Raw genomic sequence first — 15,450 nt, forward strand, 5'->3', positions numbered from 1 at the left:
TGCCAAGCATTATACCTTGTTTGTCTTAGCCAAAAAAGCAGCGATTGTAAGTAATTATTCACCTTTGCTTTGCTATTTTCGTTGTTCACTTTTTTGCTAAGCTTGTGTAATCAAGTTGTAACGCATACTATTGATAAATTGCACGGAGGGATATCAATTTAGGTCATGAAAACCAGTAAGCTCAGTATTCGATTATTATGGTATATCACACCATTAGTGATCTTACCTTTGTTGTTTTTAGGTGGCTTTACGTTAACCAATGTGACCAATTCAACAAAAAAACAAGCTGAGCTAATTGTCAGTCGCTTTGTAGAGCAGCAGCAGCAAAAAATCTTCAATTACATTGACTCATTTCATTCGATTACTCGGTTACTTTCGACCTCCCCGGTATTGGCAGACTTTTTAGCCCGCGAACCCGAATCAAAAAATCAATATATTGAGCGCCTTGGCGAGTTGATGAATGTATTTGCCAGCTATTCAGAAGCTTACCCTGATATTGTGAGTATCAACTATGTTGCCCCAGATGGTAAAAGCGATGCGTTTTATTCAAGTCAATTAACCCCAGCTCCCGACAGCTACCCGTTTTTTGATCAAGTGCTGCAGTCAAACTTACGTCAACAGCAATTTATGATCCCCAAAGAAGATGGCTCAACTAGCCTGTACTTTGTGCACCCAATTTATAATATCGATTACTACTTAAAACAGCCGCAGCAGCTAGGGTTTATTGTTGTTCATGTTGAACCATCAATACTAAACGCCAGCATTTTAGAAGCGCCATTTAATAACACCTTAAATTTGTTTTTGACCACTAAGGGGCAGATTTTATTTAGCTCAGACTATGACTTACGTGGCAGCTATTTAAGTGAATATGAGCTTGAACAAATTAAGCGATTGGCTGATTACGGTAAACTAGCCAGTATTGAACTATCGAGTATCGACAAAGAAGAGCGCATTATCTACGCGGTACAAATGACCGACGGTGATTACTTTATCTCAACCACTCCCAAAGATTTGCTGTATCAATCAGGTAAAGCCATCAGCTTAATTACTGCGTTAATTGTAATTATCTCTGTGATTTCACTGCCTATTTTGATCTACATTGTGGTGCGCAACTTACTCCTCACCCCAGTCGAATTATTAGGGGCTGCAAGCCATCGGGTGGGTGATGGTGATTTATCTGTTTACTTACCTGCCCATACAAACGATGAAGTAGGTGTGCTTTTCAACGACTTTAACCACATGGTGAGTCAAATTCGTCATTACCAAGACGAACTTGAGGAATATAAGCATCACCTAGAAGAAAAAGTAGAAAGCCGTACCAAAGCGCTCGAAGCAATGAATAGCAAGCTAGAAGTGGCCATTGCCCAAGCTGAGCAAGCCAACCAACTGAAAAGCCGCTTTTTAGCGAATATGAGTCATGAAATTCGCACCCCACTAACCGCAATTATGGGCTTTACAGAGCAGCTCCTGCACAACAAAGATGCGGTGAATGATGAGCAGCATTTAAGTACTATTTTACGTAATTCTAAGCACTTACTTGAGCTTATTAATAACATTCTTGATTTATCAAAAATTGAGGCTGAAAAACTGGCTGTTGAACGCGGCCCATGCAATGTGGTGCAGCTTATTCATGATATTGATTCGATTATTCGCCCGTTGGCTAATGAAAAGCAACTGGCGTTTAATATTAACTACCAGCTGCCAGTACCCAAAACCATTAATAGCGATACCACACGTTTAAAACAAATTTTAATCAATATTGCCAGCAACGCAGTTAAGTTCACTGAGAAAGGCAGCATCTCAATCGATATAAGTTACAACAGCAATAAACAACATTTAGAGTTTGCGATTCAAGATACCGGTATTGGTATGTCAGAGCGTGAGGTTGAACGGGTGTTCAAACCGTTTGAACAAGCCGATGCGACGACCACACGCCGCTTCGGTGGTACAGGCCTTGGCTTGTGTATATCGAAGAACTTAGCCCAGTTGCTAGGCGGTGATGTGCAACTTATTAGCGAACCTGGAAACGGCAGTTGTTTTACCGTCCAAGTTGCTGCCCATTTAAATGCCGAGCAGTTACAAAATGAAGGCTTTATTCATAGCTATGAGCAGCTCTCACCAAGTAAAGACGTTCAGCTGTCATTCGCAGCGAATAGCTTTGATGCCAATATTCTGGTAGCCGAAGATAACCCAGATAACCAGTTACTGATCAAACTACTGTTACAAACTTGGGGGCTTGAGCCAGACATTGCCAAAAATGGGGCTGAAGCAGTAGAAATGGCATTGGTAAATGATTATCAGCTGATCATCATGGATATGCAGATGCCTGTCATGGGCGGCTTAGAAGCAACGCAAATGTTACGTCACGCAGCCTATGATGGCCCTATCATTGCGCTTACGGCCAATGTAATGAAAACCGATGTCGATACCTACATAGAGGCTGGCTGTGATGAAGCTCTAGCCAAACCAATCGACAAAGATGCTCTAGAGCAAGTGCTTGTAAGCTACCTACACATTGAAAAAGACAGTCAAAACAAGTGGGAAAACTTACTGAAAAGTGAAAAGTTCCAACAAATTAACGACAACTACCGTTCAAAACTACCTGATTACTTATCTCAAGTCGTGCAGTTGTATCGTGCTAAAGAGTGGGAAGCACTCCGCTCATTGGCGCACAGTCTTAAAGGCAGTGCGGGGTGTTTTAGTTTTGAAGCAATTCATAAGACCGCAGGCCAACTTGAAAATGCATTACGCAGTAATCAAACAGAGCAAGTTGAACAATGTTACAACGCACTTATCGATGCCCTTGAAGAGGCATCTTAAAGGGAAAAGCTCATCCCCATTAAAATAGCGTCTTCGTTGCCTGTCGCGGTTGGGTAATAGTTCTTACGCACCGACATATGTGCAAAGCCAGCACTTTCATACAGGCCAATAGCGGGTGCATTAGACTCACGCACTTCTAAGAAAAGATTTTCAGCTTGGTGCTGCTCGCCATGCTCAATAAAGGCATTTAACAATTGCTTAGCAATGCCCTGCCCTTGATACTTAGGCGCAACACAAATATCCATTAAGGTGTAATCAGGGCCCGCTTGTTCACCGATATAAAATCCAAGCATGTCATCGCCTTGAAAAGCAGCCAGGTTAAAGTAACGCCCAGCTAAACACGACAGCATGGTTTTCTCTGTCCACGGGTGACTATGGCAGGCGTTTTCAATAGCCATTAACTGGCTAATATAGCTTGCATCTACAGGTTTAAAGCTTATCAAGTTGCTCACCGATTAAAGACCAAAGTTGTTTTTTCTGTTCACTGTTAAGCTTCTCGCTAGGTAAAGCTAAACAGCCCTGTTGCCAACTAATACTTGCTGCTTTTACGATTTGAGTGATCACTAACGGCGCAAACGCTTTCTCGAGATCTTGGTGAAACTGTAACGGTAGCGTGAGGGTTTCTTGTTGAGTGTTTGGCATCTGTTCGCCAGAAATATCAGGCGCAGTTCGATAGTGTTGATTTAACTCTAAAGATTGTACAGAGAATATCGCAGCGTAACTTGGATTCATAACAACTCAATCATGATTAAGAGCAAGTAATATAGGGAGATTTGCGATTAAAGTAAAGAAGGAAGAAATGGCAGGGGCGGAGAGATTCGAACTCCCAACCGTCGGTTTTGGAGACCGCTGTTCTACCAATTGGAACTACGCCCCTGCAATGTCGTCGAATTATATAGAGCTTTTTTCAAAGGTAAAGTAAAAAAACACAGTTTTTAGTTTAACTGCTTCTTAAATAAACAAAACGGCGAATTAGCAAGCTAATTCGCCGTTTTTGTACCAATTCAGGTCAGAATAATAAAATTATTCCCACTCGATTGTTGCCGGTGGCTTACCTGAAATATCGTAAACAACACGTGAGATACCATCGATTTCGTTGATGATACGGTTTGAAACCACACCTAAGAATTCATAAGGTAAGTGTGACCAACGTGCCGTCATAAAGTCGATTGTTTCTACACAACGTAGTGATACAACCCAGTCGTATTTACGTGCATCACCCATTACACCTACCGATTTAACTGGTAAGAATACAGTGAATGCTTGGCTTACTTTATGGTAAAGCTCAGCTTTGTGTAGCTCTTCGATGAAGATTGCATCTGCGCGACGTAGTAAATCACAGTACTCTTTCTTGATTTCACCAAGTACACGAACACCTAAACCAGGACCCGGGAATGGGTGACGGTAAAGCATGTCGTAAGGTAGGCCAAGCTCAAGACCAATTTTACGTACTTCATCTTTAAATAGCTCACGTAATGGCTCTACAAGACCCATTTTCATGTCGTCTGGTAAACCACCAACGTTGTGGTGAGACTTGATTACGTGTGCTTTACCTGTTGCTGATGCAGCAGATTCTATTACGTCTGGGTAGATAGTACCTTGACCTAACCATTTAGCATTTTTCAGCTTTTTAGCTTGCTCATCGAATACTTTAATGAAGGTATGACCAATCGCTTTACGCTTATCTTCTGGGTCTGATTTACCAGCTAAGTCAGCTAAGAATTGATCTTCAGCATCAACCTTAACAATGTTTAGGCCAAACTTGTTGCCAAACATGTCCATAACTTGCTGACCTTCGTTTAAACGAAGAAGACCGTTATCAACGAATACACACGTTAGCTTGTCGCCGATTGCACGGTGAATAAGCATAGCCACAACAGATGAATCAACACCACCTGATAAACCTAGGATAACTTCGTCATCACCCACTGTTTGCTTAATACGCTCAATAGCATCATCGATGATTTTAGCTGGTGTCCATAGCTTTTCACAGCCACAGATATCAATTGCAAAACGCTCAAGTAAACGTTGACCTTGATGAGTGTGAGTTACTTCTGGGTGGAACTGTACGCCGTAGAAACGCTTTTCTTCCCATGACATTGCCGCATGTGGACATGTTGATGTTTTAGCAGTTGTTTTGAAAGTCTCTGGTACTTCCATCACTTTATCGCCGTGGCTCATCCAAACGTCAAGTACACCAGCACCGCCGTCAGTAATGTGGTCTTCGATAGCATCGAATAACGCACAGTTACCTACTTTCTCAACTTGCGCATAACCAAACTCTTTCTTATCAGAGCTGTGTACACTACCACCCAGTTGCATTGCCATTGTTTGCATGCCGTAACAAATACCAAGTACTGGAACGCCTGCATTAAATACATACTCAGGAGCACGTGGGCTGTTTTCAAGTGTTGTAGACTCAGGGCCACCCGACAAAATAATACCTTGTGGATTAAATTCGCGGATTTGCTCTTCAGTTACATCCCATGCCCATAGCTCACAGTAAACACCAATCTCACGTATACGACGTGCGATTAACTGTGTGTATTGCGAACCAAAATCTAAAATGAGAATTCGTGAATCGTGAATGTCTTTGCTCATGGAGTATCTCGTTAGTCAGGAACTGCTCTCCCAAAGGGAGATGATAAATAAATTAGGGCTAGCAAAAGCTAGCCCATGTAATTTCAATACCTTAAGGTAATTAACCTAAGCGGTAGTTTGGCGCTTCTTTAGTGATCTGTACGTCGTGAACGTGTGACTCACCCATACCCGCTGAAGTAACGCGAACAAATTGAGGTTTAGTATTTAACTCTTCAATTGTTGCACAGCCTGTTAAGCCCATTGCACTGCGAAGACCGCCCACTTGTTGGTGAATGATTGTCGCGATAGGACCTTTATAAGCAACACGGCCTTCGATACCTTCAGGAACAAGCTTGTCTGCTTCGTTCGATTTTTGGAAGTAACGGTCTGATGAACCTTCTTTTTGGTTCATAGCGCCAAGGCTACCCATACCACGGTAAGACTTGTAGTAACGACCTTGGTATAGCTCAACTTCACCCGGTGCTTCTTCAGTACCCGCTAACATTGAACCCACCATTACACATGATGCACCGGCAACAAGTGCTTTTACGATGTCACCTGAGAAACGAATACCACCGTCAGCGATAACAGGAATATCGCGGCCTTTTAAGCCTTCAACTGCGTCAGAAATCGCTGTAATTTGTGGTACACCACAACCTGTTACGATACGAGTAGTACAGATAGAACCTGGGCCAATACCTACCTTAACAGCGTCAACACCCGCATCAGCAAGGGCAATCGCACCTTCAGCTGTTGCAACGTTACCTGCTACGATTTGTAGATCTGGGTATGCTTGACGTGTTTGAGCAACACGGTCGATTACACCTTGTGAGTGACCATGTGATGTATCGATAAGTAATACGTCAACACCTGCTTCAACTAGAGCTGCGATACGCTCGTCAGTACCAGGACCAACACCAACAGCGGCACCTACACGAAGACGACCTTGCTCATCTTTACATGCGTGTGGCTTGTCTTGTGCTTTTTGATAATCTTTTACAGTGATCATGCCTTTTAGTTTAAATGCATCATCAACAACAAGAATTTTTTCAATACGGTGCTCGTGCATTAGACCTAAGATCTCATCACGGTCTGCACCTTCTTTAACAGTTACTAACGAATCTTTTTTCGTCATCACTGTAGAAACAGGCTGCTCAAGTTTCGTTTCAAAACGCATATCACGGCTTGTAACAATACCTACAAGGTTATTGTCAGCGTCGGTTACAGGGAAACCTGAAAAACCTTTTTCTTCTGAAAGTGCGATAGCATCAGCAATTGTAAGATCCGCAGTCACAGTAACAGGGAAAGAAACAATGCCCGCTTCGTACGTTTTAACTTTACGTACGTTTTTAGCTTGCTCTTCAATTGTCATGTTTTTGTGGATGAAACCTAAACCGCCCTCTTGCGCTAGAGCAATCGCTAAGCGTGCTTCAGTTACAGTATCCATAGATGCTGAAACTAGCGGCAAGTTAAGATTGATACCACGCGTTAAGCGAGTTGAAATATTTGCCGTGTGTGGCAAAACAGTAGAATGACCTGGTACAAGTAGTACGTCGTCAAAGGTAAGAGCTTCTTTAGCGATTCTTAGCATAGTGCAACTTCTCACATGTGGATCTGAGTATAAGGAATTGCGGCCAAATTTTATCAGCGTTATGAGCACGAGTAAATAAAATTATTCATTTATTTGTGTTAAAGTACACAGAGAATTTTTTACTGGGGTTTTTAATGGCTTTTACGCACTCAACACAGCCTGTTTATACGGTCTCGCGCCTAAATAAGGAAATTCGCCATGTTTTAGAACAAGGCTTCTCATCGCTTATCTTAAATGGCGAAATTTCTAACTTTATAGCCCCAGCATCAGGACACTGGTACTTCACGTTAAAAGACGACCGAGCTCAAGTAAAAGCGGCGATGTGGCGCGGCAATAATCGCGGCCAAACTTTTCGCCCGAGCAATGGTGCACAAGTAACCGTGCGTGCCCGCGTATCTTTGTATGAACCTCGTGGTGATTATCAACTAATTGTTGAACACATGGCCCCTGCGGGTGAAGGTTTACTAAAACAAGAATTTGATGCACTTAAAATGCGCTTAGCTGCCGAAGGCCTATTTAGCTCAGCCCACAAAAAACCATTACCAACTAATATTAACCGTGTTGGGGTGATCACCTCAGCCACAGGAGCGGCTATTCGCGATATTCTGACGGTGCTTAAACGCCGTGCACCGCAGCTTGAAGTCGTGATTTACCCAGCAATGGTGCAAGGCGCAGATGCCCACAGCCAATTAATAGAAAAAATAAACATCGCCAACCAGCGTAACGAAGTAGATGTGCTCATACTAGGACGCGGTGGTGGTTCACTTGAAGATTTATGGTGTTTTAACCATGAGCAACTAGCCCGCGCTATTTTTGCCAGTCACTTACCCATCGTTAGCGCCGTTGGTCACGAGGTCGATACCACGATTAGTGATTATGTCGCCGATATTCGCGCCGCAACCCCTTCTGCAGCCGCAGAACTTGTTAGCCCAAATACCGAGGAGCTATATAACAAGGTTACGCAGTTAGTTAGGCACTTAAATCACGCCTTTAAACACGCTTTAGCAGTAAAGCGCAGTACCGCGACTCAATTTGAACACCGCTTACAGCTTTGCCATCCGCGCAATCAACTTAACCAACAAACGCAAAAACTAGATGAACTTAGTTTGGCCTTACACAGCGCAATGCGTGGCAAAATCCAGCGATATGAGCGAGCACTTGCCAACCTAACACCACGCTTAATGCAACGCTCACCCGAAAAGCAGCTAGCGAAAAGCGAGCATCAACTGGCGCAATTACATGCAAGGCTTACACAAGCGATGCAGCAGCAACTTTCAAGTTCTCGAAACCAGCTTTCATTACAAGCGAGCCGTTTAGATTCTGTGAGCCCTCTCAGTGTGTTAGCGCGTGGTTATAGTATTACTAAAAACCAGCTCGGTGGCGTGGTGAAATCAGTTAACGATGTAAGCTCTGGTGAGCTTATAACCACCGAGCTTGCTGATGGTCAACTACAATCAAAAGTTGTTTGATATCTTTGATATCACTGCGTGCTTGCGATGATTGTTAGACTATCGTCACTTGAGGTGGTGGAGGTAAATTTAAATTGCTTCCACCAGCTTTGTTCCATCATTTTATCGGTCATGTTGCGCCAATAATGACTTGGCAAGTCATCAACACCCTCTGGTTGTAATAGCTTAAACTGACACACCGAGCTTTTGCATGAAGAAACACTCAGCTGTGGTTGCACAGGTAAATCTGCCATGATTAAAAAATCACTCATGGCTGTTTCCACTTGATAAGCCCACGCCTCATCGCGAGATTGCTCTTCTAACAAGGTATAAAGTTCATCTAGATGTGAGTCGATTTGCTGTGGAGGTATCGCACTTGAACGGTAACTGGCAATCACCGCTTGTTGGTTTTGAACTTGCAACTTTAGCTCTGCGACTTGTTGCTCAAGCTCGCTTTTGCTAACAGCTGCTGAACTATCTGAATTAATTTCAACAACTTGTTTATTAATAACAGGCGCTATAGCAGTGGCTTGCTGCTCTGGTGCTTGAGCTATTTGTTCTTCAACAAATTGTTGCTGATAAGTGTGTGGCTGTTGTGGAGTAGATTGAAAAAGTGACATAGCGACAGCGCCACATATAAATGACGCTGTAACAGCTAATCCGAAGAATAATTTAGACAATTCCATTGCTCTTTTATAGTGTAAAACTACAACATAGCACTGGTGTGAGAGGCATTACTAGCGGTAGTCGTACCATCGTCTAAAAAGTTTTGGTTCATGCTTTCTGCTGGACAGGGACAGCTCGGTTTGCCGACCACTTTAGCTGGCACCCCAACCACTGTCGTGTGCGCTGGAACCGCACTTAACACGACAGAGTTTGCACCAATACGCGCACCCTCTCCTACTTCGATGTTACCCAGTACTTTAGCACCTGCGCCAATCAAAACACCGGCGCGAATTTTAGGGTGGCGGTCACCTTGCTCATTACCTGTACCACCTAAGGTTACAGATTGTAGAATCGATACGTTATCTTCAATAACCGCTGTTTCACCAATTACAATCCCAGTTGCATGGTCAAACATAATACCATGACCAACTTTACAAGCAGGATGGATGTCAACGCCAAATACTTCTGAGGTTCTGCTCTGAATGAAGCGAGCAAGCTCTTTTCGGTTTTGCAGCCATAAGCAGTGTGCGAGTCGATGTGCTTGTATTGCATGGAAGCCTTTAAGATTCAAAATTACAGTTAAATAACTATCGGCCGCAGGGTCACGATCTTTAACTGCTTTTATATCATGGGCTACATGCGTCAGCATTAGGTCACATTTAACAAAGGCTTGGTCGAATAATTCTCGAATAGTAAATGCCGATACTACTGCATCAGCAAGTTTATTTGCCACAATAAAGCTGAGCGCCGATCCTAAGCATTCATGATTCAACACACACGAATAAACGTGACTTGCTAAAAGCGGTTCACGGGAAACGACTTCGTTTGCTTCATCTCGAAGCTTTTGCCAAATTTCATGACGCATAATATTGCCTTTCTAGTTGTACCTAACTGCTAAGCCTTAAGTTTAACGGATTTGTAGCAAGATGTACTAACCCGTTGTTTATTTGTTCTGGTTATATCTAATAACCAGAACAACAAACGTCTTCTTTACTGATTCATAGGCGCTTTTTAGGCAAACTCATATGACAGTAACAAATTAAGATGATAGGCGAGCTATTTAATTAAAGTGCTTATTTTTCAATAACAAGACAGATATGACATCTTGTTTGTCATATGCCAAAATAGGCACTGACATATCGCTGACGGCGTAAAAAACAAAAATAATCATTAAATTTACATCATCAACTTAACAAGGAAACGATGATGAAAAACGACGTACTAAACTCACATAAGCTAGGCAATAAATTTTACTTTCAAGATGGTGATAACCAAATCGCCTGCTTTGGTCACATCATGAGCGGTAAAGAAAAAATATATGTAAACGACGAATTGGTGAGTGAAAAGCGCAGCTTTGGCTTTAAAAGCAATCATGACTTTAACTACCAAGGTAATGCTTATACAGTCAAATTCGAGATGCAAAATATACTCACAGGCAAGGTTGAATGTTCGTTTTATAAAGCCGGTAAATTAGTAAAACAGAGTACTCAAACCTCACTTACTGATAATCCAAAACAAGTGGCTTTGGTTACCTTAGGCTGTTTTCTTGGTGGCGCAATATCGGGTTACGCTGTCGTTACTTTTATTGAACCATTTCTTGGGAAGTAAGTAATGCAACTGAACCCCAATACAATAAAAGCACTTAGGCTTAAATTCGATTGGACGCAGCAGCAACTGGCCGATGCCTGTGATGTAAGCCTACGTACCATTCAACGAGTTGAAAAAGAGGGTGCGGCATCAAAAGAAACCACCATGAGCCTATGTGCAGTGTTTGAAGTACGCCAAGGTGAACTCATTAAGCTCGATGACGAAGTATCAGAACAAAGCACAACACATGCTGTGAGTAAGCAGAATCTCGCTGCAATCGTAGCCGCTTCTTCGTTTGTCAGTTTTGCCCTTGGTATGGCAACGGTATTTGTTATTTTTTAGGAGTGAAAGATGACCAAAGAACAACGCGGCCACGCCACACTGTTCGGCTTTGTAATAGCAACCATGCTATTTGCGCTAGCAGTTAAAATTGGCGCAATGCTTTAGTATTTCCAAGCATATAAATAAAATATAACTGTCAGAACTGAGCGTTGAGCTAGGTGCTGGCAGTTTTTACATATCAGCACCTACAAATATCTGTAGATATCTACTTTCAAATAGCCAAGCTATAAATAAAAGACAACACCTTATTAATTGTTATTTATACAAACCACGGTGAAAACCCAGCATTTATTGCTAATCTTAAAGAAGTGGCAATGGCTAGGAACGAATGTGGTTGAATCAAAAGAGTTTCTAAAATCAATACTCGATACGATCTCAGAGCATATTGTGGTGATTAATGATTCGGGTGATATCAAGTTTGTAAATCGTAGTTGGCAGACCTTTGGCGATGAGAATAATTGCCAGTGTAACACCCAATGGGAAGATCAAAACTACCTTGCTATTTGCAAATCAGCCGCAGTCCATGGCGATGAATTTGGTGCAAAAGCCTACACCGGAATAAACCAAGTTATCAATCAACAACTCACCGAATTTTACCTTGAATACCCATGCCATAGTGATACCGAAAGCCGCTGGTTCATGATGCGCGCAGTGCCTTTAAAACTTGGCACAACAGGTTATGTTGTGATCAGCCACTTAAATATTACCGAACGTAAAATCGCCGAGCAGCAAGTACGAGAACTTGCTCGTATCGATGGTCTCACGCAAATAGCTAACCGACGTCATTTTGACGATTTCTATGAGCAAGAGTGGAGTCGCTGCGCACGTTTAAAGCACCCCTTGTCGTTAGCGATGATCGACCTTGATAACTTTAAGTCTCTTAATGACAACTTTGGTCATCTGGTGGGTGATATTTGCTTAAAAGAACTGGCAAAACTATTACCAGATTATACTCGCAGACCTGGCGACTTGTGCGCTAGATACGGCGGTGAAGAATTTGTACTGGTACTCGGTAATACGCAAAGCCATCAAGCACAAAAACTCGTGACGCGTTTTATGGCAGCGCTGAATACGCTTCAATTACCAGAGCTTGCCGGTCATCCCTTGACGGTTAGTATTGGTTTAGCAACTATTTACCCTAGTAGCAGTGATGATGCCATGTTACTCATTGAAATGGCTGATAGCGCGCTTTATCAAGCAAAAGAAGCAGGCCGAAATCAGCTTGTGATTGCTGATAACATCGAGCCATTAAACATAGAACAATGCCCCTAGTAAGGGGCATTGATTAGAGTCTATTAATCCAGTTATTACTGAAATACTTTTTCGACATCAAGTACTGCGATATTTTTTGCAGGTATTGCAAGCTTATAGTCTGCAATCACTTTATCTTCAGCAACAAGTTCTGCTGGTTTTTCAGCGTTATACACCATAGGTGATGTTTGCTCTGAGGCTAGACGTGTTTGCATGTCTTTGCCGTCACCAGTAATAAACACATAGTGAATATTCTCTGTTTGCAGGTTATCGCGAATAACACGGTTAACATCATCAAGGGTTAGCTTTTCAAGCTTGCCGCGCACATAGTCAACAAAGCTCTCTGTGTTATAGAACTCACTATCAAGCGCATAACCTAACTGACGATCTTGGCTTGCAACCATTTGTGGCACAAAGTTAATTAAGAAGTTACGAGTCGCTTCAAAATCTTCTTTACTGATGCCATTTTTAATCAGCTTATCAAGCTCGAATAATGCCGTACGCGTTGCGAAGTGCGCATCGTTATTTGAACGAAGCGGTCGTAACCACACTTGGAAAATTTGCTCTGAACGACCTAAGTTAGCATCAGGTTTAGTTTGGAACATACCACGCGGGAAGTACTCAATATATGCATAGTCACCATAGTTCATACCACGGGTTTGACGAATGCGCTGATACAAGAAGCTGTTTGAGCTGCGGTGTTCACCAAAGTAAGAGCGCACTAACCAAAGCGCTGTCCAGTCATCACTGCTACGAATTGTATCGATTGGGAAACCAAATGACACAGCGGTAGATTGCGCTGATTTTTCAACAATCGTTGCATGATGACCTTTTAGCACTGGCGCATCAGGGATCGTTAAGCGGCTTTCTTTACCTTGTGGAAGCGATGTTAAATCTTTCATCATAGTCGATTTAACATCACTCGGAATCGCACCAATTAGACCCACGGTTAGCTTAGATTGGGTAAACTGGTTAGCATAGAACGCTTTTACATCGTCAAGCGTCAGTGCTTCAAGGTCTGATAAATCACCATAGTTATAGCTTTCATACGGGTGGCCTTTATAAAGCTGATGATAAAGCACTTCTTTGCCTAGCTCTTCGTCATTTGACGCTTTCAGACCTGCTTTAATGCTATCAATAAGCTCTTTTTTCAGGCGTTTAAAATCATCTTCTCTGAAGCCAGGGTTTAGCATCTGATCGCTAACAAGTGCATACCACTTCGCAGCATTGTCTTTATGTACACGACCACGTAAAGAAATCATCTCTTTATCGATTTGATAGCCAAAGCTTCCCGCCAGTGGGTATAGCGCTTTTTGAATATCTTTGTAGCTCATGGTTTCTGAGCCACCTTGCGCTAGCATCGCAGCTGTGAGTGCCGCTAAGCCTTTTTTACCTTGTGGATCAGCTGCTGCACCAGTATTAAATAACCAGTTCACATCAACCAGTGGTGAGCTATTGGTTTTATCAAGTACTTTAAAATGACGCTCTGTTGGGGCTTGCTCGATACTGGCAACCAAGGCATTTAAATCAACTTCTTGCTCAAAACCAGGCACTGTATCAAGCGCCGACATTGTCACCGTGGTACGGCTTGAATCAACAAAATACTTGTTTGCTACCGCTTTGATATCTTCTGGCGTGATACTATCAGCCGTGGCGTACAGTTGGTTAATCACCTCTGGGTCGCGCTCAAAATGCATGTAACTTGCAAGTGTTGAAGCAATTGACTGTGATGAATCTAAGCCATTAATGAAGCTGTATTTTAAGTTAGATTTTAAATCCGCTAACTTTTGTGCATCAACTAACTCAGTACGTGCTTGTGCATAAGTACGGTTAATCGCATCACGGGCTTTAGCAAGGTCCGCTTCGTTTTCGACTTTTACAAACACATGTAATAAACCCGGATCTTTAGTATCTGGGTTATAGGTAAACATTTGACTGGCAATTTGTTTATCAACAACAAGCTCTTGATAAAGTGCCGAGTTGTTAGAGAAATACAGCTGCGAGATCAAATCAAGGGCTGCACGGTCTTTTTGAGTAGGATCCCATGCCGTGCCTTTGTAAGACACAAGCAACCAGTGACCTGGTAAACCATCATTTTTCTCATGGATGTATTTTGCTGCTTGTTGTTTAGGTTCAACAGGAATATCTGCTTGGTAATTCCCTTTTTTCCAATTACCCCAATGCTTTTTCACCATTGCCATGGTTTCTTGTGGATCCACATCACCAACTATGACTAAAGATACATACTCAGGCTTATAAAATTTAGCGAAGAAGTCTTTACCGTACGCCATTTGATCAGGCATGGCTTCAATGTCTTCAAAAAAGCCCATAGTGGTGTGCTTATACGTATGCTTTTCGAATGCTTCGTTACGAACGGCAGAAAGTAACTTACGAATTGGGCTGGCATTATTCTTTAAATATTCACCTTTTACAGTCAGCGCCTCAGTGCGGAACTGCTCTTCGCTGTAAGTCAGGTTTTGGAAAATATCAGCTTCGATTTCAAGTACTTTATCTAAATGCTCTTTTGAAAAGTTTAAGTGGTAGTTAGTGTAATCATTGGTTGTGTATGCACGATTATCAACACCTGAGTTCTTTAAAATATCTGAATACACATCTTGCGGAAATTTTTCAGAGCCTTTAAACATCATATGCTCAAAGAAGTGTGCAAAACCGGTTTTACCTGCTTCAACTTCATTACGTGAACCAACCGATACCGGAATCTGCAGTGATACGACATCAGGGTAATCAGTTTTTACTACCATCACGCGAAGGCCATTTTCAAGCTCTTCTAATAGGTAATCTTGGCTAAATACACGGCTATCGTCTTGGCTTACTAGCTGCTCAATTTCGACTTCTTTAACCATGGTTGACTGTGAATTACTTGCGCAGCCACTCAGCGCCAATGTTACAGCAACACTGGTTGCTAATAATCTAAATTTCATAATGTTCCCTTGTTAGTTATTTTTCTCATCTTCATTGCTGCTTGATTATGCATCAAAGTGCCAGAAAATATGAGGGTCAGCGCAATTATTTATGTAAACAGGTGTGTCAATTTAGCGAAACGCCCAGCATTCAACTTGAGTAAAATTCATAGTGATTGAAAAACTTTCAATAAAAAAATCTATCTAGACGTCTAAATGGCTGCTATATTGTTTGTCATAGACA

The 15,450-nt window shown here is 42.2% G+C and carries 12 protein-coding genes and 1 tRNA gene; 5 read left to right on the top strand and 8 right to left on the bottom strand.

The window, feature by feature from the left end; all coding sequences use genetic code 11:
• The first annotated feature begins 165 nt into the window (after window positions 1–165).
• On the top strand, window positions 166–2,820 hold the full coding sequence (locus C2M25_RS12430) for a hybrid sensor histidine kinase/response regulator (protein WP_105181237.1): 2,655 nt from the start codon (window positions 166–168) through the stop codon (window positions 2,818–2,820).
• On the opposite strand, the gene rimI is transcribed toward C2M25_RS12430, so the two are convergent.
• The 5 genes from rimI to guaB all read right to left on the bottom strand — a co-directional run bounded on the left by rimI (window position 2,817) and on the right by guaB (window position 6,991).
• Complete coding sequence (gene rimI, locus C2M25_RS12435; RefSeq protein WP_182911190.1) at window positions 2,817–3,263, bottom strand: ribosomal protein S18-alanine N-acetyltransferase; 447 nt, start codon at window positions 3,261–3,263, stop codon at window positions 2,817–2,819. The genes C2M25_RS12430 and rimI overlap by 4 nt on opposite strands.
• Window positions 3,250–3,552 (bottom strand): hypothetical protein, encoded by a 303-nt coding sequence (locus C2M25_RS12440; RefSeq protein ID WP_063703359.1) that lies wholly within the window; start codon window positions 3,550–3,552, stop codon window positions 3,250–3,252. The genes rimI and C2M25_RS12440 overlap by 14 nt, the downstream gene beginning before the upstream one ends.
• Window positions 3,553–3,620: 68 nt before the next feature.
• A tRNA-Trp gene (locus tag C2M25_RS12445) sits at window positions 3,621–3,697 on the bottom strand.
• Window positions 3,698–3,843: 146 nt separating this feature from the next.
• The gene (gene guaA, locus C2M25_RS12450; protein WP_063703357.1) at window positions 3,844–5,421 is read right to left on the bottom strand and encodes a glutamine-hydrolyzing GMP synthase; all 1,578 of its coding nucleotides are present in this window, start codon (window positions 5,419–5,421) and stop codon (window positions 3,844–3,846) included.
• A gap of 100 nt (window positions 5,422–5,521) precedes the next feature.
• On the bottom strand, window positions 5,522–6,991 hold the full coding sequence (guaB, locus tag C2M25_RS12455) for an IMP dehydrogenase (protein ID WP_105174811.1): 1,470 nt from the start codon (window positions 6,989–6,991) through the stop codon (window positions 5,522–5,524).
• 134 nt (window positions 6,992–7,125) lie between these two features.
• Between guaB and xseA the strand changes: the two genes are divergently transcribed.
• Entirely contained in the window at window positions 7,126–8,460 is a 1,335-nt protein-coding gene (gene xseA / locus C2M25_RS12460) for an exodeoxyribonuclease VII large subunit (protein ID WP_105174812.1), read from the top strand.
• Between the two features lie 11 nt (window positions 8,461–8,471).
• On the opposite strand, the gene C2M25_RS12465 is transcribed toward xseA, so the two are convergent.
• Together C2M25_RS12465 and cysE are read right to left on the bottom strand one after the other, a co-directional pair.
• The gene (locus C2M25_RS12465) at window positions 8,472–9,059 is read right to left on the bottom strand and encodes a hypothetical protein (protein ID WP_063703350.1); all 588 of its coding nucleotides are present in this window, start codon (window positions 9,057–9,059) and stop codon (window positions 8,472–8,474) included.
• 86 nt (window positions 9,060–9,145) lie between these two features.
• Window positions 9,146–9,970 (bottom strand): serine O-acetyltransferase, encoded by an 825-nt coding sequence (gene cysE, locus C2M25_RS12470; protein WP_063703348.1) that lies wholly within the window; start codon window positions 9,968–9,970, stop codon window positions 9,146–9,148.
• A 338-nt stretch (window positions 9,971–10,308) separates the two neighbouring features.
• Between cysE and C2M25_RS12475 the strand changes: the two genes are divergently transcribed.
• From C2M25_RS12475 to C2M25_RS12485, 3 genes are all read left to right on the top strand, one after another.
• Window positions 10,309–10,713 carry a hypothetical protein gene (locus C2M25_RS12475; protein WP_063703346.1) on the top strand — a complete coding sequence of 135 codons (405 nt, stop codon included), beginning with the start codon at window positions 10,309–10,311 and terminating at the stop codon, window positions 10,711–10,713.
• Window positions 10,714–10,716: 3 nt separating this feature from the next.
• On the top strand, window positions 10,717–11,034 hold the full coding sequence (locus C2M25_RS12480; RefSeq protein WP_063527559.1) for a helix-turn-helix transcriptional regulator: 318 nt from the start codon (window positions 10,717–10,719) through the stop codon (window positions 11,032–11,034).
• A 330-nt stretch (window positions 11,035–11,364) separates the two neighbouring features.
• Complete coding sequence (locus C2M25_RS12485; RefSeq protein ID WP_105181238.1) at window positions 11,365–12,306, top strand: sensor domain-containing diguanylate cyclase; 942 nt, start codon at window positions 11,365–11,367, stop codon at window positions 12,304–12,306.
• A 35-nt stretch (window positions 12,307–12,341) separates the two neighbouring features.
• Here the strand turns inward: C2M25_RS12485 and C2M25_RS12490 are convergent, their stop codons facing one another.
• Complete coding sequence (locus C2M25_RS12490; RefSeq protein ID WP_105181239.1) at window positions 12,342–15,227, bottom strand: M16 family metallopeptidase; 2,886 nt, start codon at window positions 15,225–15,227, stop codon at window positions 12,342–12,344.
• Between the last annotated feature and the right edge of the window lie 223 nt (window positions 15,228–15,450).

Source organism: Pseudoalteromonas sp. T1lg21, assembly GCF_002964625.1.
Classification (GTDB): domain Bacteria; phylum Pseudomonadota; class Gammaproteobacteria; order Enterobacterales; family Alteromonadaceae; genus Pseudoalteromonas; species Pseudoalteromonas gelatinilytica.

Excerpts from the sequence above, each read along its gene's own strand:
- C2M25_RS12465 (WP_063703350.1), bottom strand. The coding sequence starts at position 9,059 with ATGTCACTTTTTCAATCTACTCCACAACAGCCACACACTTATCAGCAA.
- C2M25_RS12490 (WP_105181239.1), bottom strand. The coding sequence starts at position 15,227 with ATGAAATTTAGATTATTAGCAACCAGTGTTGCTGTAACATTGGCGCTG.
- guaA (WP_063703357.1), bottom strand. The coding sequence starts at position 5,421 with ATGAGCAAAGACATTCACGATTCACGAATTCTCATTTTAGATTTTGGT.
- C2M25_RS12475 (WP_063703346.1), top strand. The coding sequence starts at position 10,309 with ATGATGAAAAACGACGTACTAAACTCACATAAGCTAGGCAATAAATTT.
- C2M25_RS12480 (WP_063527559.1), top strand. The coding sequence starts at position 10,717 with ATGCAACTGAACCCCAATACAATAAAAGCACTTAGGCTTAAATTCGAT.
- xseA (WP_105174812.1), top strand. The coding sequence starts at position 7,126 with ATGGCTTTTACGCACTCAACACAGCCTGTTTATACGGTCTCGCGCCTA.
- guaB (WP_105174811.1), bottom strand. The coding sequence starts at position 6,991 with ATGCTAAGAATCGCTAAAGAAGCTCTTACCTTTGACGACGTACTACTT.
- C2M25_RS12430 (WP_105181237.1), top strand. The coding sequence starts at position 166 with ATGAAAACCAGTAAGCTCAGTATTCGATTATTATGGTATATCACACCA.
- C2M25_RS12440 (WP_063703359.1), bottom strand. The coding sequence starts at position 3,552 with ATGAATCCAAGTTACGCTGCGATATTCTCTGTACAATCTTTAGAGTTA.
- cysE (WP_063703348.1), bottom strand. The coding sequence starts at position 9,970 with ATGCGTCATGAAATTTGGCAAAAGCTTCGAGATGAAGCAAACGAAGTC.